This window comes from Roseibium porphyridii (assembly GCF_026191725.2).
Taxonomy (GTDB): Bacteria; Pseudomonadota; Alphaproteobacteria; order Rhizobiales; family Stappiaceae; genus Roseibium; species Roseibium porphyridii.
Genome location: NZ_CP120863.1, coordinates 5,670,197 through 5,688,384, shown reverse-complemented (window position 1 = coordinate 5,688,384; position 18,188 = coordinate 5,670,197). Strand labels below are relative to the sequence as shown.

16 protein-coding genes are annotated in these 18,188 nt (G+C 55.2%); 9 read left to right on the top strand and 7 right to left on the bottom strand.

Annotation, left to right across the window (positions count from 1 at the left end):
- Positions 1-370: 370 nt before the first annotated feature.
- The gene (locus K1718_RS26240) at positions 371-1,204 is read left to right on the top strand and encodes a hypothetical protein (protein WP_152503876.1); all 834 of its coding nucleotides are present in this window, start codon (positions 371-373) and stop codon (positions 1,202-1,204) included.
- Positions 1,205-1,220: 16 nt separating this feature from the next.
- Here the strand turns inward: K1718_RS26240 and K1718_RS26235 are convergent, their stop codons facing one another.
- Entirely contained in the window at positions 1,221-2,621 is a 1,401-nt protein-coding gene (locus K1718_RS26235) for an aminotransferase-like domain-containing protein (protein ID WP_265680282.1), read from the bottom strand.
- A gap of 114 nt (positions 2,622-2,735) precedes the next feature.
- On the opposite strand from K1718_RS26235, the gene K1718_RS26230 reads away from it, so the two are divergent.
- Positions 2,736-3,596 carry a DMT family transporter gene (locus K1718_RS26230; protein ID WP_265680283.1) on the top strand — a complete coding sequence of 287 codons (861 nt, stop codon included), beginning with the start codon at positions 2,736-2,738 and terminating at the stop codon, positions 3,594-3,596.
- Positions 3,597-3,795: 199 nt separating this feature from the next.
- Entirely contained in the window at positions 3,796-4,314 is a 519-nt protein-coding gene (locus K1718_RS26225) for a redoxin domain-containing protein (protein WP_265680284.1), read from the top strand.
- Between the two features lie 51 nt (positions 4,315-4,365).
- Here K1718_RS26225 and K1718_RS26220 read toward each other — a convergent pair whose 3' ends face one another.
- The 3 genes from K1718_RS26220 to K1718_RS26210 form a co-directional block, all read right to left on the bottom strand.
- Positions 4,366-5,235 carry a sulfurtransferase gene (locus tag K1718_RS26220; RefSeq protein ID WP_265680285.1) on the bottom strand — a complete coding sequence of 290 codons (870 nt, stop codon included), beginning with the start codon at positions 5,233-5,235 and terminating at the stop codon, positions 4,366-4,368.
- 40 nt (positions 5,236-5,275) lie between these two features.
- Complete coding sequence (locus K1718_RS26215) at positions 5,276-6,070, bottom strand: creatininase family protein (RefSeq protein WP_265680286.1); 795 nt, start codon at positions 6,068-6,070, stop codon at positions 5,276-5,278.
- Between the two features lie 61 nt (positions 6,071-6,131).
- Positions 6,132-6,518, bottom strand: coding sequence for a RidA family protein (locus tag K1718_RS26210; RefSeq protein ID WP_247649310.1), 387 nt, complete (start codon positions 6,516-6,518; stop codon positions 6,132-6,134).
- Between the two features lie 319 nt (positions 6,519-6,837).
- Here K1718_RS26210 and K1718_RS26205 point away from each other — a divergent pair, with 319 nt between their 5' ends.
- The 6 genes from K1718_RS26205 to K1718_RS26180 all read left to right on the top strand — a co-directional run bounded on the left by K1718_RS26205 (position 6,838) and on the right by K1718_RS26180 (position 13,039).
- Positions 6,838-7,848, top strand: coding sequence for an ABC transporter substrate-binding protein (locus K1718_RS26205; protein ID WP_265680287.1), 1,011 nt, complete (start codon positions 6,838-6,840; stop codon positions 7,846-7,848).
- Between the two features lie 65 nt (positions 7,849-7,913).
- The gene (locus K1718_RS26200) at positions 7,914-8,720 is read left to right on the top strand and encodes an ABC transporter ATP-binding protein (protein ID WP_418068148.1); all 807 of its coding nucleotides are present in this window, start codon (positions 7,914-7,916) and stop codon (positions 8,718-8,720) included.
- A 43-nt stretch (positions 8,721-8,763) separates the two neighbouring features.
- Entirely contained in the window at positions 8,764-9,642 is an 879-nt protein-coding gene (locus tag K1718_RS26195; protein WP_152503868.1) for an ABC transporter permease, read from the top strand.
- Complete coding sequence (locus K1718_RS26190) at positions 9,643-10,968, top strand: cytosine deaminase (RefSeq protein WP_265680289.1); 1,326 nt, start codon at positions 9,643-9,645, stop codon at positions 10,966-10,968.
- Positions 10,965-12,371, top strand: a complete 1,407-nt coding sequence (locus tag K1718_RS26185) for an FAD-binding oxidoreductase (RefSeq protein WP_152503866.1) — start codon at positions 10,965-10,967, stop codon at positions 12,369-12,371. The genes K1718_RS26190 and K1718_RS26185 overlap by 4 nt, the downstream gene beginning before the upstream one ends.
- Positions 12,372-12,445: 74 nt before the next feature.
- Positions 12,446-13,039 carry an NAD(P)H-dependent oxidoreductase gene (locus K1718_RS26180; protein ID WP_265680290.1) on the top strand — a complete coding sequence of 198 codons (594 nt, stop codon included), beginning with the start codon at positions 12,446-12,448 and terminating at the stop codon, positions 13,037-13,039.
- 60 nt (positions 13,040-13,099) lie between these two features.
- On the opposite strand, the gene K1718_RS26175 is transcribed toward K1718_RS26180, so the two are convergent.
- From K1718_RS26175 to K1718_RS26165, 3 genes are all read right to left on the bottom strand, one after another.
- A complete protein-coding gene (locus tag K1718_RS26175; protein ID WP_265680291.1) occupies positions 13,100-15,229 on the bottom strand; it encodes a TRAP transporter permease in 2,130 nt (709 codons plus the stop codon).
- Positions 15,230-15,320: 91 nt separating this feature from the next.
- Positions 15,321-16,337 (bottom strand): TAXI family TRAP transporter solute-binding subunit, encoded by a 1,017-nt coding sequence (locus K1718_RS26170; protein ID WP_152503863.1) that lies wholly within the window; start codon positions 16,335-16,337, stop codon positions 15,321-15,323.
- A gap of 391 nt (positions 16,338-16,728) precedes the next feature.
- Positions 16,729-18,096 carry a DUF3179 domain-containing protein gene (locus K1718_RS26165; protein ID WP_265680292.1) on the bottom strand — a complete coding sequence of 456 codons (1,368 nt, stop codon included), beginning with the start codon at positions 18,094-18,096 and terminating at the stop codon, positions 16,729-16,731.
- Positions 18,097-18,188 lie beyond the last annotated feature (92 nt).

Below are 18,188 nucleotides of genomic sequence, written 5' to 3'. Positions count from 1 at the left end.
CCTCAGTTTGACTGCACTGATCCGTCATGCAACTGCCTATCAATCGAATTGCAATCACAGGTAGTGAAGTCGACGGCCGAAGCCGATGATGGAAGACTAGGCGATGAATTGTTGCTCAGCAATCAGGAAACCGAAGAAAATTAGTCGGCTCAGCTTCTCTGCCCGATCATCAGGCAAATAGTGAGGAGTGAGCCCAATCCAGCGTCCAAATAAGGAAGCTGCGACGTATATCGATGAGAAATGTGTGATGTAGAAGACAGACAGGACCCCGCTGTCCTTGCAATTTAGCCACGCCGGTACTCAGGGATCTGATGCTGGTCACGACACCGAAAAGGGGCCAAATGCGGGGGCCAATTTAGGGAGAGTGAATGTGGCTGAGTCCTTTTTCCTGCCATACCATTACGTAGACCATCTCACCAGTCCGGGTCTCCAGACCAGTGCAGGTCCTGTCAAGCTGAGTCAGTATCTTTGTAAGGACCGTGGCAACGGCGGCAATGACAGCGCGACCAGTTTTTATAAGAATTTCAGATGGATCAAGGATGCCAGTGGCATCAACCTCAATCAGCATGTCGGCGGCAAGGCGATTGATCTGGCGCTGAAGGGTCAGGGAAATGACAAGGCCTTTGTGAAGATCTGGAATTTCATGCTCAAGAACAAGGAGCTGATGGACAAATACAAGGTCGATGTCTGTGGACGCGCAAAAAAGGACGGTTCCAAGGATGTCGAGCAGACCGGCAAGATCAAGAAAATGTATTTTGACAAGATGTCGGACCGTGCAGCGTTGCAGCAGATGGTTCAGGACCGTTTCTTCGGCATGGATTGCATCGGTTTCATAGCCAATTTCCTGATCTATACCGGCGAGTGGGACAAGTACTACGGCGTTTCACCTAAGAACTATCCAAAGCACGTTGCCAAGATCAACATCGATGACGTCCATGAAGTGAAACCGCTCGACTTCATGGTCTGGAATGGTCATGTCGCAATTGTCGACTGGGTCTGGAACAAGATCGATGAGAAGAGCGTGCGCATCGATATGTGTCAGAGCTCAAGCGGCGGCCCGCAATGCAATGAATGGGTCACCTTGAAGCAAACTGGTGGCAAGGGCATCAACGGTGGAATGGAATTCACCATTCTAGGCGGAACTCCGTCACCTCCCGTTCGCGGCAATCTGACGATCTGGCGCCGGGAAGGATTCTGGTTCTAGGGTTCGTTCCCAAAGGTCAGGTTCTGTCCGCAGTATCGCCGGCTTTTATCAGTTCGCCGAGCAATTTCAGGTGACCGGATTCCAGTTGACTGACGTTGAAGCGCATGAAGGAAGACATGCTCTGAGATGCGCTGAAGACGTTGCCCGGGGCGAAAACAGCTCCTCGTGTCAGAGACCGACGTGCAACGGAAGCCGCGTCGATCTGGTTGGGAAACTCGCACCAGAGATAGAAGCCACCTCGGGGCTTTACCCACGGCTTCAGTCCCAATGCACCTAGTTCTCTGGTCATTTGGGAACGCCGACGGTCGAGCCTGGAAATCAGGGCCTCCATGTGTTTGCGGTAGCCTCCATCGGTCAAGGCCGTATGCAGCACTTCGCTCACCATCGGGCTGGGTCCACCAAAATTGGTCGCAACCTGTAAATCCGTCAGCGCTTCGATCCAGTCCCGTCGGGCCACGATGTGGCCGCAACGCAAGGAGGCCGACAGTGTCTTGGAGTAACTGCCAATTGTCAGGACCCGGTTGTGCCCGTCCAGCGCAGCAAGGCGTGGAGAAAGCGTCGGTTCAAATTCGGCAAAGATTGCATCTTCCACGATTATGAGATCATGCGTTTCGGCAAGCGACAGGACACGGTGGGCCGTTGTGGCTGAGAGCGTCGCTCCGGTCGGGTTGTGCAGCGCAGAATTGGTAAGATAAAGCCGCGGGCGTTGATCTTTCAGAATGTCTTCCAGAGCCGCCAGGTTTGGGCCTTTTGGCGTGAAGGGCACGCTGACGATTTTGATCTGGTGGGCTCTGAGGAGGGCGTGGAAATTGAAGTAACACGGGTCGTCAACCAGAACGGTGTCCCCTGGACTGAGCAAAAGTCTGCAGACCAGATCCAGGGCCTGTGAGCCCGAGTTCGTCAAAAGAATACAGTCCGGGCCCGCCTCGATGGCCTGATCATGAAGCTTGCGGGCAATCAGGTGCCGCAACTCCAGGTGTCCTTGAGCGTTGCCGTAGTCGGTCAATACGGCACTGCTGGCGCGCGCAACCTGACGCATGGCCCGGCGCAGTGCATCAACCGGCATCCAATCGCTTGGCAGCCAACCACAGCCAGGCTTGGTCACGTCGTTTTCCGCATCTATCGATTGTCTTGCGACCCAAAGGGAGTCAACCTCACGCTCCAGCTGTGGCCCGGTTTGAGACACTGCAAAGGGTTGAGCCCTGTCGGCGACAAAAAATCCGGAACCGCGCCGTGCCCAAATGATGCCTTCAGCCACCAGAACGTCATAAGCCTCTACGACTGTCGACGCAGACACCTGCAAGGTGGCAGCAAGTCCGCGAACCGAAGGCAGCTTGTCTCCCGGGCCAAGTGTTCTGGACTGGATCCTGCGGTTGATATGTTCCACGACAAGGTTTCGGCGTGTTGCTTCTGTCACCTTCGGCTCCGTTGTATGGTCAGGAAAACCAATACAGTTTTTAAATATTGTATTGATCTGTATCTGCCTTTGCTGGCCCAATCCACCTACAAATCCAAAAAAGGATTTGTCGCGATGAACTCTTCATTTTCCGGTTGGGGCAGCGGATTGCTTGGTGTGCTGATCTTCAGTGGTTCACTGCCGGCCACGCGGGTGGCTGTAAGCGGTTTTGACCCGTATTTTTTGACGGCTGCCCGGGCAGTGCTTGCTGCGGTTCTGGCATGTCTTCTGCTTGGTCTGATGAAGCAACGGCGACCATCTGTTTCCGACCTGAAATCGCTTGCGATTGTTGCGTTAGGCGTGGTCATCGGCTTTCCGCTTTTGACAGCCCTTGCGCTGGAGCACATCACCGCGGCGCATTCCATCGTGTTTATTGGCTTGTTGCCTTTGATGACGGCGGCATTCGGCGTGGTGCGGGGCGGAGAACGACCCGCACCCCTGTTCTGGCTTTTTTCGATCCTGGGCAGTGCGGCGGTCGTCGGGTTTGCATTGTCCCAGAGTGCGGATGCATCTTTGACCGGTGATGCGTTCATGCTGGCCGCGATTGTCGCCTGCGGTCTGGGCTATGCGGAAGGCGCTCAGCTTTCGCGTCGGCTGGGTGGTTGGCAGGTGATATCCTGGGCGCTGATCCTGTCACTCCCCTTCATGGCAGGTCTGGCAGCGGTCACATATCCGCAGTCCTTCTCTGATCTGGAGTTGCCAGTTTGGCTGAGCCTTGCCTACGTATCCGTCTTTTCAATGCTTGTCGGTTTCGTTTTCTGGTATCGGGGCCTGGCCATCGGCGGCACCGCGGGCGTAGGACAACTGCAGCTGTTACAGCCTTTCTTCGGTCTTATCCTTGCTGCTTTCTTGCTGGCTGAACCGATCGCGCCCTCCATGATCGGTGTCACGATCCTGGTCGTCATCTGCGTTGCAGGTGCGAAACGGTTTGCATGATAGAGTCGACAGAACTGTCAGACCGCTCAACCTGAAAACGTGTAGCCCGGGCAGCTCAACGCATATTGAACATGCGCGGGGCACTATCTCTTGCGGTCTTTGCTATCTTGCAGCGGCGAATCGGTTTTGGCGCACGCTGTTTCCGCTGCCTCTCGGCTATCGCGAAGTTTCAAGTCAATAATCAAACGAAGGACACCAAATGTCTTCTCCAAAACCACGCGTGGGCGAACGTCTCGAGGAAATGCGTTTTCCGGTACTCGGACGTGAAGGTACGGTCGCCGTCGGTCAACCCAAAGACCGTTGGACCATGATGTTTGTCTATCGTGGCAAGCATTGTCCGCGCTGCAAGCGGTTCTTGAACAAGCTGAATGCAGCATTGGACAATTGGACCGATGTCTTGGACGTCGTGGTTGTTTCAGCCGACAGCGAAGAAAAGGCGCGGGCTGACCAGCAGGAGTTCGGCTGGAAATTCGAGCTTGGCTACGGAATGAGCGAGGCGCAGATGCGCTCGCTTGGGCTTTATGTTTCAGAGCCTCTCTCGGACGCTGAAACTGACAAGATTTTTGCTGAACCGGGCAGTTTCGGGATACGGCCGGATGGCACGTTGATGCTCGTGGACATTTCCAATGGACCGGCGGCGCGGCCGGATCTGGAAGAACTTCTCGACGGAATGAAGTTCAACATCGAAAACAACCGCCCGGTTCGCGGAACGGCCTAACCTCCGAAAAAACCCTCAAGGTTTGATCTGTCTATCGACGGCCCGGCCTTTTTACCGTGTTTGTTCAACGGGTCTGGCCGGGTCCTGTTTCCATGCCGAAAAGGATCCGTCAAACAGACGTGCTTCGTTGCCGAGTTCGGTTAAGGCGAGCAAAGTGACCGTTGCGGCGTAGCCAGAACCACAAGTCGCGATGATCGGTCGTTCCCTCCATTGAGGAGTCTTTTCGTCTAACACGTCTGACAAGGCGTCGCGGTTCAAAAACAGGCCGGTTTCACGGTCCAAGAGTTCTGAAAACGGGATGTTCAAGGAACCTGGTATATGTCCGGTGCGTGGGTCGTCTGCGTTACCGGCATATCCGGCGGACCCGCGCGCATCGATGACACATGATTTCTGGTGATTTTCGATGAAGCCCTCAAGGCTGGTGCGCCAATCGCCTCTTTGCACAGGTTCAAAGTCACCTTGTGACACTTCTGCTGTGCCGGATGTCACAGGTTTTTGCAGCTTGGTCCAACGCACCCAGCCTCCGTTGAGCACACGGACATTGTCAAAACCCCAATACCGCATTGCCCACCAGACGCGACCTGCCAGCATGTGATGGTAGTTGTCGTAGAGAACGACGAGATCAGTCGCATTGATGCCAAGAGCCTTGAATGCGCTTCGGGCTGCATCCCGATCCGCGACAGATGCAAGCGGAAGTGCTTTGCTCTGATCGATGAACCGGCGGGTCCAATCGAGGAAAGCCGCACCGGGAATGTGGCTCATTTCGTAGTCGTCAGGCAACGCTCTGGCTGGGCTGCTCCAGGTTCCGCGTACATCGAACAGTTTGAGGCCTGGCTGCTTCAAGAGAAGTTCAAGTTCTTCAGCCGAGACAAGTGGTGAACTGCGGGCAAGAATATCTCTTCTAAGGTCCGATGGCGACATGGCAGGGCTCCTCAATCTGGTAGAGCTGTTTGGCATTTACTCAATCGGCGAGCATGTTCATATCGAAGGCATGAACGTCATGCAGCAGCTCAACGAAACCGCGGGCGGCATGATCCAGAGATTGGCGGCCCTTGTCGGCGGTCGCGATGGATGCATCGCCGACGGTGCCGGCGGAATTGAGGTCTTGCGCCTTCCAGCCGAAGGCATGTGGCCCATGAGCACGAAGGTGCGTGAAGTCTGAAACGAATCGCTCCTGAGCGGAGCGGAAGTTCTGAGCCCTGTCCATTTTTACCAGATCGGGATGCAGGTGCAGCATGATGGAAGTTTCCACGTCGCCGCCATGTATTCCAAAGGTGAGTTCATGGTCTGAGAAAACGCCTTCCGGCTGTCCAAAATGCGCCCAGGCGGTGCCAACGGCGAGCATCTTGTGCCGAATCCTGAGCTCGCGCGTGAGGATGCCTACCAACGGCACATTTCCTCCGTGTGAATTCACAACCACCAATTTTCTGACCCCGGCACGGGCGAGGCTGTCACCGAGTTCCGTCCAGGCTTTGAGCGCGGTTTCCCAACCAAGGGTCAGCGTCCCCGGCGAGGATATGTGTTCGTTTGACTTGCCAACCGCCTGCACGGGCAAGAAGGTTGCCGGTATGGTCTCCGGAACCAGCTCCATCACCCTTTGAACCTGACCCTGCGCAATCGCCGTATCGGTATAGACCGGCAAATGCGGCCCGTGCTGTTCGATTGCAGCCACCGGCAGGATTGCAATCCACTCCTTGATTGACGGTACGTCGAAATCCGTGGTGGTCATGTCTTGCCAGTTGAGTTTGGGCAGCATGTAGGGTCTTCTCCTCAGTTCTTTCTGAAGGTTTCGCGCGCTCGTTCAGCGACAAGGCGTTTCAAGGTGCCGCGGCAACAACCTCGACTTCGACAAGAAAGTCTTCTCGGGCAAAACCCGAAACAATCATCAATGTTGATGCTGGTGCGGGCTCGGAAATGAAACCATCCCTGACGCGCATATAGCCCGGCAAGTGGACACGGTCGGTTACATAGGAATTGATCCGTACCACATCCTGCATCGTCATTCCGGCAGATGCGAGGATCGCCTTTACATTTTCGAAACAGAGCGTCGTCTGTCCCTCAATGTCGGTTGGGATTCGGTCATCGGCTGCAATACCCAGCTGGCCCGAAGCGAACAGAAGACGATGCCCTGCGGGGATCTCCACTGCATGGCTATACCGAGCAAAAGGCGCTCGAATGTCTGGCGGTATGTGCGCGCGTTTCAAGTGGCTTGTCCTCATGTCAAAAACGGAAAGCTATCGCGACTGCCGCTTGCACGCAATTTCCGTGGTTGCGTAATTTAGATGCCATTGCTCAAATTGAGGGCACGATTAACTTTTGCGCTGACAATGGTGCGGCAATGTGCAAGTCTTTGCGGGCTGCTCATGTAACCAACGGGCAGCACGACAAGCGGGCCAATGTTTTTACACGAGGGCTCTCTTCCTGCCTGTTCCGCTCTCAGGGCTTTCGAGCACAGCGGCAGAGCATTCGGCCCGTCGTGGGCAGTTTGACCTGCTTGGTGTAACGAAAACGGGGAACGCGGAAATGGGATTGTCTCGGAACTTAGGACTTGCGACGCTCGCCGTCATGGCGTCGACAAGCGCGCATGCGCTTGAAAAAGTGACCTTCGGTACAAACTGGGTCGCTCAAGCAGAACATGGTGGTTACTATCAGGCGGTCGCCGATGGCACATATGAAGCCTGCGGCATTGAAGTTGAAATCAAGCCCGGTGGACCGCAAGCCAACAATCGCATCCTGTTGCCGGTCGGAAAAATCGACTTCCTTATGGGCGGCAACATGCTTCAGGCTTTTTCTGCGATTGAACAGGGCATCCCAACCACTGTTGTGGCAGCTCATTTCCAGAAAGAACCGCAGATCCTGATGACGCATCCGGATCAGGGTCTGGATACCTGGGAAAGCCTCAAGGACATCAATCTCCTGATCGGGAAGGGCGGTCTCAATTCTTTCTATCAATGGATGAAATCAGAGTTTGGTTTCAAGGACGAACAGGTGCGTCCTTACACCTATAACTCTGCACCCTTTCTGGCCGACAAGAAGCTTGGTCAACAGGGTTACATTACGTCTGAGCCCTATGCCATCGAAACGGAAGGCGGCTTTGAGCCGAACATATTTCTGATCGCCGATTATGGCTATGACACCTATTCGACCACGGTGGAAACCCGGACCGAGCTGGTGGAAACCAAACCGGAAGTCGTCAAATGCTTCGTCGACGGTTCGGCTATCGGCTGGGTCAATTTCCTTTACGGCGACAATTCCAAGGCATTGGAAATGATCAAGAAGGACAATCCGGGCATGACCGACGGTCAGCTGGCCTTCTCGATCGATAAACTGAAATCCTACGGAATCGTGGACAGTGGTGATGCGCTCACAATGGGCATCGGCGCCATGACGGATGAGCGTAACAAGTCATTTTTTGAAAAAATGGTCGCGGCAGGTGTCGTCAACGGAGACGTCGACTACACGAAGTCCTACACGCTTGAATTCGTTAACAATGGCGTAGGTCTGGATCGCAAAAAAGAGCTGACCGCGAACTGATCAGGATGCTTCCGTGACACACATGAAAAATGCAACCATGGCCGGACAATTCTAACATGACGGCCATGGTACAAGCAGATATGCAAACAGACACGGGCATCGGACAGCCCATCGTTTCCCTCAAAGGCATTTCAAAAACCTTTTCCAATGGAACGGTGGCACTGAACAATCTGTCACTCGACATTCGTCAGGGAGAATTTGTTTCTCTTCTGGGCCCTTCGGGATGCGGCAAATCCACCGCCTTGCGGATCATCACAAGCCTGACGAGCCCAAGCTCGGGCAGGGTTGAATGGCCGATGGAAGAATCCAGACAGAAGGACCATGAACTCAGTTTCGTGTTCCAGGAACCAACCCTCATGCCCTGGGCGACCGTCTTCGGGAATGTCTGGTTGCCGCTGCGCCTTAAGGGTGTTTCGAAAAAAGCTGCCTATGACGAGGTCATGGAGGCACTGAAAGGTGTCGGTCTCGACCAGTTCGCGGACAGCTATCCAAGGGAATTGTCAGGGGGCATGAAAATGCGTGTCTCGATTGCACGTGCTCTCGTGACAAAGCCCAAGCTCCTATTGATGGATGAGCCGTTTGCTGCACTTGATGAGATAACCCGCTTCAAGCTCAACAACGATCTTCTGCGTCTGTGGGAGACCTTCGGCTGGACGGTCATCTTCGTGACCCATTCGGTGTTTGAATCCGTTTACCTCTCCAACCGCATCGTCGTCATGGCAGCGCGGCCCGGGCGTGTCGTCAATGACATGGCCATCGATGCACCTTATCCGCGGGACGAGGATTTCAGGACATCATCCGTCTACAGCGGCTTTTGCCGAAACGTTTCGGAAGCACTTCACGAGGCCATGAACTCGGGAGATCACCTCTGATGACATATCTGATTTTCTCAAGATTTCTGGGCAGCTCTGGATCATGACCTTAGACATTGCCGACAAGTCACCCATGCCCGCAGGCGCGACGGAAATTCCTCTTGATGCTGAGGAAATGAAGCGTGCGCGTGCGGCTCGACGGGAAACGATTGGCAGATGGGTGTTGCCGGTCGTCATATTGCTGTTGTCGGTTTATCTCTGGGACAGGATTTGCGTCTGGAACGAAATTCCACATTACATCCTGCCGAGACCGGGACAGGTTTTTGACACGTTGCTTGCCGATTGGGGCATCTTGAGCGTTGCGCTTCTCAATACGCTCAAGATCACTTTCGGAGCCCTGTTGATTGCGACATTGGGTGGTTTGGGACTGGCGGTGTTGTTCACGCAGTCCAAATGGATCGAAATTTCGTTCTTTCCATTCGCGGTCATTTTGCAGGTAACACCGATCATCGCAATTGCGCCCCTGATCCTGATTTATGTGGATTCGATCACGGCGGGGCTCCTGATCTGTGCCTGGATCGTCGCGTTCTTTCCGATACTCTCAAACACGACGCTGGGACTGAATTCAGCAGATCACAATCTGCAGAACCTTTTCCGGCTTTATGGCGCAAGCCGCTGGCAAACCCTGAGGTTTTTGCGTCTGCCCGCAGCAATGCCCTATTTCCTGGGGGGGTTGAAAATTGCCGGAGGCCTGTCTCTGATCGGGGCGATCGTTGCCGAATTTGTCGCCGGTTCCGCTGGCTCGGGGTCAGGGCTCGCCAACCAGATCCTGGAGGCAAGCTACAGGCTGAACATGCCGAGAATGTTCGCGGCGCTCATTCTGATTTCCGTTACCGGGATCCTGATATTCCTGACCATGAACCTCCTGTCGCATTTGCTCCTGCGCAAATGGCATGAAAGTGCCCTGAAGCGGGAGATATAGATGGGACCGGCAACGGGGTCCGGTTTCAACGGAACCGGGATCATCAAGAATGCAACCGTTCCGGCGTGTTTGCTCGCCGATATGCAGGGTGCGGATCCCACCTCCCTGTTGGCGATGGACCTTAAGGTCGTTGATGGAAAGCTTCTTGAAGTCGCACCTGGAGGATCCATGACTGGTGTGGAACCTGGTCTGGATTTGGACAAAGGTCTGGTTTTGCCCGCCTTTGTTGACCTGCATACCCATCTCGACAAAGGGCACATCTGGCCACGCAAGGCCAATCCGGACGGGTCCTTCATGGGAGCGCTTACAGCTGTCGGCGAAGACCGGATCGATTATTGGTCGGCGGATGACCTGCGGGCGCGCATGGAATTTTCCCTGAAATGTGCCTACGCGCACGGAACAGCCGCGATCCGCACGCATCTGGATAGCATTCCGCCGCAAGAAGACATCACCTGGCCAGTGTTCGAAGAAATGCGCGCCGAATGGCGCGGTCGCATCACTCTCCAGGGCGTTTGCCTGTTCGGGATCGACCGCCTTGCCGAAGATGGCGACTATCTTTCAGATATTGCGGACAAGGTCAGCAATGCCAACGGGATCATGGGGGCTGTGACCTATATGATCCCGGATCTGGACAGGCATCTTGAAGATGTTTTTCGAGCGGCCATGGACAGGGGTCTCGACCTCGACTTTCACGTGGATGAAACGTTGGACCCGGCTGTGGTCACACTGCGCCACATTGCTGAAACAGCACAACGCCTGAAATTCGACGGCAAGATCGTATGCGGTCATTGTTGTTCATTGTCGGTGCATCAACCAGATGAGATTGACCGGACACTTGATCTGTTGGCGGAAACCGGGATTGCCATCGTTTCACTGCCGATGTGCAACATGTATCTTCAGGATCGCGTAGAGGGCCGGACACCGCGCCGCCGGGGCGTCACGCTACTGCACGAAATGAAGCAGCGCGGTATTTCTGTTGCCGTTGCCTCCGACAATACCCGTGACCCTTTTTATGCCTATGGCGATCTGGACATGGTCGAGGTCTATACGCAAGCCACCCGGATATTGCATCTCGATCATCCGATCGGCGACTGGATCAGCACGGTCACAACGACACCTGCTCAACTGATGGATATTCGGGCAGGCCAACTGGAAATCGGAGCACCGGCCGATCTCGTGCTGTTTGGGGCGCGGGACTGGAACGAACTTTTGTCCCGCCCGGCGGGCCCACGCAGCGTTTTGCGCGCGGGAACTCTCATTGACCAAACACTGCCCGATTATCGGGAACTCGATCAAATTCTTCAGGAAAGGCAACCAAAGTCATGAGCGCCATCGCTGCATTAAAAGCCGATCTTGACGGCCTCAAGATCGAGGACAACCAGCAAATCGTGAAGCAGAAGAGCCGTGATTTTTTCTGGTATTCGCCGGTCCTGAAAAAGCAGCTGGAGGACGTTACCGGCGACCTGATTGTGACCCCTAAGACAGAAGACGAAATCATCCGTGTACTGAAGGCCTGTTTTACGGCCGACATACCAGTGACGACACGGGGTGCTGGCACCGGCAACTACGGACAGGCGATGCCATTGTCGGGCGGTGTCGTACTCAATATGGCGGAGATGACCGCCGTCAAGGAAGTCAAGACAGGTTCGGTCGTCGTCGAAGCTGGCGCTATCATGTCCGACATTGACAAGACGGCCCGGGAACAGTCCGGACAGGAATTGCGGATGCACCCGTCCACCTACAGGACAGCCACCATCGGGGGCTTTATTGCCGGTGGTTCGGGCGGGGTCGGTTCAATCAACTGGGGGGGGCTCAGGGATCTCGGCAATGTCATTCGTTTGCGGGTCATCACGATGGAGGCTGATCCTCAAATTCTGGAGATGACAGGCGACGATCTGCAGAAGGTGATGCATGCTTATGGCACCAACGGCATCATTACCGAGATCGAGATGCCGTTGACCGCAAGTTACGACTGGGTTGATGTTCTGGTCGGCTTTGATGACTTCATGGATGCGGTCAGGTTTTCCGACGCTCTGGCCAACCAGGACGGCCTGTTGACCAAGAACATTGCGCCCGTGGCCGCACCGGTTCCGCACGACTATTTCCTCCGGCACCAGAAGTTCATTCGCAAAGACCAGTCCGTCGCCGTTCTGATGGTGGCCCCGTTTGCCATGGCGGCGTTTGAGGCGTTCGTCGCCCGTCAGCCTAGTGGTGAGGTTCTCTATCGTTCGGACAAGGCAAGCGACGAGGATGTGAGGCGGCTTCCTCCGGCCTATGAGCTGTCCTGGAACCACACGACATTGCGCGGTCTTCGGGTCGATCCAGAGATCACTTATCTCCAGGTTCTCTACCCGTTTCCGAACCAGGTCGAACTTGTCGGGAAGATGCAGGAACTGTTTGGGGATGAGGTACCTGGACATCTGGAATATGTCCGTTTTGACGGCGACATCACCTGTTTCGGATTGCCAATCGTGCGCTACACCAGCGAAGAAAGATTGAATGAGATCATCCGGTTGCACGAAGATAACGGCTGTCCGATTTTCAATCCCCACCGTTACACGTTGGAAGAAGGCGGCATGAAACAGACCGACGCGGTTCAACTGGCCTTCAAGCAGGAAGCCGATCCCAAGGGCCTGCTCAATCCTGGCAAGATGATTGCCTGGGAGAACCCGGATTACGATTACGATAGCGGTCAGGTTTTCCTGTTTCCCGGTCTTCAGCGAGGCTGAGGCGCGGCGTACGAGAGTGACGCAGGCGGTTTGTCCATTCTGCCTGCATGGTGTTGTTCCTTAAGGCCGAGTGCATGCGCGTTCTTGTCGTTTATTGTCATCCCTGTGAAGAAAGCTTCAATGCCGCATTGTGCAAGACCGTTGTTGGGGCTTTAGAGGAAGACAGCCACGATGTGCGCCTGACGGATCTTTATGCGAGAGGCTTCAACCCGGTCATGAGCGCGCAGGAGCGGCGGGGCTATCACACACCGCAGTCGAACACCGTGCCGATTGCGCAGGATCTGGCCGACATCAAGTGGTGTGAGGCAATCGTGTTCATTTATCCAACCTGGTGGTTCGGTCTTCCGGCAATGCTGAAAGGGTGGCTGGAACGGGTTTGGGTACCGCATGAGACGTTCATCATGCCGACCGCGACTGAGGATTTGCGGCCTAACATGCAGAACATTTCGCACATCGGGATCGTGACGACCTGCGGTGCAAGCTGGTTTGTGTCCAAGTTCGTGGGGGAACCCGGGCGCAAAACCATCATGCGTGGCATCAAGCTCCTCGCAAAACCGCGTTGCAAGACCCGTTATCTGGCACACTACAAGATGGACAGCTCAACCCAGGAGAGCCGCCAGAACTACATTGCCAAAGCCAAAAAGGAAATGGCGGCATTCCTGCGATAAGTTACCGTTTTGCGGTCTTTCAATCGGCGGATGAAAGTTGCAAATTGTCCCGCCAGGAAATCAGGCTTCCCTGGCGACGCGTTCAACGTCATGACGTGATTTCAACCAAAGCGCAGCGCCGAGCACGATGCCGATCACATCCGTCCGCCAATCGCCAGAGATCATGCAAAGGGCGGCGCCCAGAAGCAGAATGCGCCAGACCGGAGCAAGGGGGCTCATCAGATAGCCCTGGACCGCGCCGGACAGGAAATAGACTCCGATGATGGCGGTAATTGCGTTGCGGATGATTTCGATCCAGCTGGCCTCCATCAAAAGACCGGGACTGTAGAAGAACATGTACGGTACGATGAACGCGGCCAGGCCGACCCTGAACGCCGTCACCGATGTGCGCATGGGTTCTGCTCCGGCAATGGCAGCGCCGGCATAGGCAGCGAGGGCCACTGGCGGAGTAATCGCGGAGACGACTGCAAAATAGAACACGAAGAAATGCGCGATCAGCGGCGCGATGCCGAGTTCGATCAGGCCCGGTGCCACCACTGAGGCAGCAACGGCATAGGCTGCGGTTGTCGGCATGCCCATGCCCAGAATGATCGAGATGATCATTGCGAAAATCAGTGCGAGCAGTTTGCTGGTTTCGGCGAGCTCGAACAGCAATGAAGAGAACCTGGCGCCGACACCTGTCAGTGAAATCACGCCGACAATGATGCCAGCCGTTGCGCAGACCGTGATGATCTGAATGGACATCTGCGACGCATTGCGCAGTGCCTCGATGATCTGGAGCGGACCCATGCGAAACGGCGTCAGCCAGCTCACGACCGCGGCAGATGCAATCGCGAGCGTGCCGGCACGGATCACCGAATAGCCGAGGAAAAGAGAGCCGACCAGAATGAATATGGGAAGGAACAGAAACGCCTGCCTGGCGAGCTTTCTGAATTTGGGAACTTCGTCACTGGTCATGCCGCGCATGCCGAGGCGTTTCGCCTCGAAATCGACCATGAAATAGATCGAGACAAAATAAAGCACGGACGGTATCAGGGCTGCGATGACGAGATCCGTATAGGGAATTCCGGTGATCTCGGCCATGATGAAGGCGCCGGCCCCCATAATCGGAGGCATGATCTGGCCACCGGTTGAGGCAGCAGCCTCGATTGCGCCTGCCGATTGTGAGCGATATCCCACACGCTTCATCAGCGGGATCGTCAGCGAGCCTGTCGACACAACGTTGCCGGCAGATGTGCCATTGATCATTCCCATCAGTCCGGAGGCGAAGACGGCAACCTTGGCCGGCCCTCCACGTGCGCGGCCCGCTGTTGCAAAGGCCAGGTTGACGAAATAGTCGCCAACTTTTGAACTTTGCAGGAAAGCTGCAAAAATAATGAAAAGAATGATGTAGGTGGAAGAGACGGCGGTTGTCGGGCCAAGAATGCCGTTGTCGGTAAATACGTAGCTGAAAAATCGTTTTGCATCATACCCGCGATGTTCCAGAAATCCGGGTAGCCACGGCCCCAAAAAGGCATATCCGACAAAAATTGCGGCAATCGCAACCAGGGCAAGACCCGCGACACGGCGCGTAAGTTCCAGCATGAGCGCCATGGCAACGAATGCAGCCCAGGCGTTTTGCGGATCCGCAAACGGGGTACCCGCGCGCAGCCTCAAATTCAAGGCATCAAGGCTGAGCGCAATAAAGCCGGTCGACGCAATACTGGCCAGCACCAGAACCCAGTCAATTGAGGAAATACGGCCCTCATTTCCGCGAAGGAACCATCCGGCCACAATCGCCAACAATGTGCCGGCGGCGAGCGAAACCCCGAAATAGGCAAAGGTCGTGTCGGGGTTTTCAACTGTTCCCGCGTTCCAATATTGAAAGACACCGTAAAGGGTCAGCACGAGTGCATAGATCACCGGCAGTCCAGCAATGAGTGCAACGCTCCGTTCCATTGCCACTTTACGCAAGCGATTGTCCGGACCGGTGAGCAGGACGCTTGTTAGCCCAAACCCGAGAACGAGAGCTCCGCAAATATGCAGTATGCGGAAAAGCCAGGTCTCAAGTGGTGCGATGTTGAGACTGTAGAGATGCCAGGCTGCATAAAGCACACACAGAAGACCGAACAACTTCCCCTGCCAGCCCCGTAAGGCGTGGCTGGCAGATTCGTCCCGTTGGGCGGGAACGGGGTCGATGGCGTCAGACATCACGTTTCGGTCTCGATCTGGCACATTTTATACCCGGGCCACTGTCCTGCAGCCCGGGATAAAGGCAATTATCTATCGTGTTCCGGATCGCTCAGCCGCCTAGGGCAGGGTCGATCTCGAAGCCATTCTCCTTGAACCAGCGCACAGCGCCCGGATGCCAGGGGATGAAGGCGTTCTTGTCGTAGTTTTCCGGCAGGGTTTCGACAGCTGCTTTGTGAATGTCGAGCATCTTTGGATTGTTGCTCATCACAGCATCAACGACCGCATAAACGAAGTCCTCCGGTAGATCAGCGCGAGCGATCGCGAAGTTCCACATGGAAACGCTTGCATGATCTTCGGACTGGGACGGGTAGGTTCCGGCAGGGATTGTGAAAAGAGATACCGGATGGTCCGCAGCGATCTGTTTGGCTTGCTCGTCCGTCATACCGATGAAATTGACGTCAGCCTGTGCTTCGACTTGCGAGAATGCCGGGAAGGGGACCCCTGCCGCCCAAGTGTAGACATCAATCAAACCATCCTGAAGCTGGCCTGCAAGATCTGCCGCTCCGCCGTGGCGCGCAGTCACGGACTTGCCGAACGTATCAAAGAACCGTGGCCAGTACGTTCCAGGGGTGCCGCCAACCGGCCCAAAGCCTACAGTCGCGCCTTCCGGAATGTCATCGATGCTGTCAATACCGGAACTTTCCAGGGTCATGATATGGAACGCGGTCTTGTACATCGGGAAGATTGCCCGGATCTGGTCATGCTTCAGTCCGGGCGCGAGAGCACTTTCACCGTTGATGGCGTCGAATGCCGGTCCCATGGTGACCATGCCGAAATCAAGGTCACCGGTTTGGACAAGCGCTGCATTTTGCACCGGTCCGGCTGTGACCTCGGCTCCGCCCGGGATGCCGAGTTGATCTGAAACCAGATTTGTCCAGCCGGAGCCATATACGAAATAGGTTCCGCCCTGACTTGCCGTGCCGACCGAGAAGCTTGTCGGCCAGTCACTGCGGTCCTCCGCCGCTGCTGCCGGGACGAACAGGCCGATGGTCAGTGCCGCCACCAATGGTGCCGGTGTGTACCTAGAGAAAACGTTCAAAAGTCCTGCCTTGCTTTTTGAAGTCATAGAATCTCTCCACAGATGGAACACAGATGATTTCCTGCGCTCAGATGCTCGGGAAACTTGCATTGTCAGCGGTTTTCAGAGTCTGGTAACGGCTAAATCGGGCGAATTTCTGTGAAATCAATGCGAAGCTTCAGTATTATTTTGCCAATAACTTATTTTTGAGCTGCTTGGTTGAAATCTGGCGTAAAACCGCTTCTTGCGTGCAACTCATGCGAGGCGGTGCAGTTGCTTATATTTGTAAGGCAGGTTGTATTTCTTGGTTTGCATCTAGGTTAGTCAAATGTCTCACAGGTGAGATCTAAAGACAGCTATGGCAGCGATGGCATATGACGTTGCTGTCTGCGTTTTTTCTATCAGCCTGCTCGAAGGCAAACGTTAAAAAATCAAACCGTTAACCGCCATATACGGTCGCAGCATCACCCAGATAATTGTCCCAGGCGAACCAATAGGAGATATGGCCGGCGACACGGGGAAGCGTTTTCCCATCCACGCGCTCCAGCGCGGTCTCTGTCACAGTCCATGTCTGCCCGGTTTCATCGAGAAGCGTTTCGCCGCGCTGCTCAAATTGATGGGCCCCGCGCTCATAGGCGCGTACTGTGCGTTTTGAAGGATTGCCGATCAGGACGAGTGGCGTATTTGCAATTGCGTCGTTGATAATCGATTTCTCTTCAAATGCATCCAGTGGCCAAGCCCTGGCAGCCCCGAATTGCCGGATCGCAAAGACATAGTCTTTCTGCCGATGTCTGGATTGATCAACCAGTGCCGGAAACATGAGTTCGGCAGAAGAAAAGTAGTCCTGGTAGACGACACCCGAGCCGTAGTCACGCCGGTGGCCGGTATTCAAGGACAGGACCCGGGTTTTGGGGTGGGACGCTTTCCAGGCCCCCCAGCTGGTGATCACAACGGGCCGCTGTTTCAACTCAATCCCGCTGTCCACCAGCGGACCTACGACCGGGTTGCCGGTGTATTGGTTCCATAGCGAATGGGTTTCCCGGTCGAACATCAACTTGTTGGATCGGTAAAGGAAGCCGGACGACCCGAAAACCAGCGGTTTCCTCCGACCCGTTACTTTGGTTTCGAACAAGATGCCAGATCCGCACAGCGTGCAGTATGCCAGCGCGACCGGAACACCGCCGATCACTTCATTGAACATTTCATGCCAACCCATGATCCGCAATGGATAGGCCCGGGTATCACCGTTGATAGAGATGCCGAAAACGAGGTCATCATCTTTGAGGTAATCCGCTTTGGCGGCTGGAAGCAGGTCTGGGTTGTCGAGGGATGGAATTCCGTCCTTTCGGACACCGCCCCAGGCAATTTCCTCGAAACGTATTTTCATCTGCTCGCGCGCCAGATGCTCCGGTTTCAGGAAGACGTCGAAATTTTCGTCTATCCCAAGCAGAACCTCACGCTTGAAAGGGATCAGTGACGGATGGGGGACGATCTGCGGGTTGCGTTCCTGCCAGAGCATCCATTCGAACCAGTCCGTACCGAACTTTTGGCCCGCCAATTCGTCCATCACCTCAGCAATCCGGCCCTGCCGCCCTCTGGAAAATCTCATGCTGGTCAAGAGCGCGGGCACGACGTCCGGATTGCCGCGTTCACGCAGGAAGACCATGCCTTTCGCGAACTCGGAACTGGTGCCGTATAGCGGAGACCGAATGGCCGCCAGAACCGGGTCGTCCTGTGCTCTCAATGGCGCAGGTGTGACGGCGGTAGCGACAAGCATTCCCGTAAATCCGCGTCGTGTCAGTGGCATGGCATCCTCCGCTTGGCCAATGCCAGTCTGCGGAGTCATTTGTTCACATGCACACAAAACTCTCGTGAGGAGGTTGAGATCAAGAACGCCGC